Genomic DNA, 237 nt, shown 5'->3' with positions numbered 1-237 from the left:
GTCCTGCTGCGCGGTTTGTTTCTTGGGGCGCACACCAAAGTGCAAAACCTCGTCTGTAGATGTGCAGTCTGTTCCTCGTTTTACGCTTCTTGAGCACTACGGCAGTCAGGTCTATCAAAAAGAAAGCCATCAGCGCTTGCTTTTATGGGAAGTCTCTGTAATGCAACAACGCCTCTCCGACGGGATGCGATAGCCGGGCGGCCAGCGGCCACTGAGAATGTTCTGTTCAATCTCGGT

Annotated in this window: 1 protein-coding gene; it reads left to right on the top strand. The window is 52.7% G+C overall.

Annotated features, from left to right (window positions below; translation table 11 throughout):
* Positions 1 to 193: hypothetical protein (locus SJH88_RS19700; protein WP_274755441.1), on the top strand; the 193-nt coding region annotated here is incomplete at its 5' end.
* Positions 194 to 237: the final 44 nt, after the last annotated feature.

The organism is Comamonas sp. GCA5, from assembly GCF_036541385.1.
In the GTDB taxonomy this organism is placed as follows: domain Bacteria; phylum Pseudomonadota; class Gammaproteobacteria; order Burkholderiales; family Burkholderiaceae_C; genus Comamonas; species Comamonas aquatica.
Note: the sequence above shows the minus strand (reverse complement) of the source record. Positions and strands in the feature narration are given on the sequence as shown.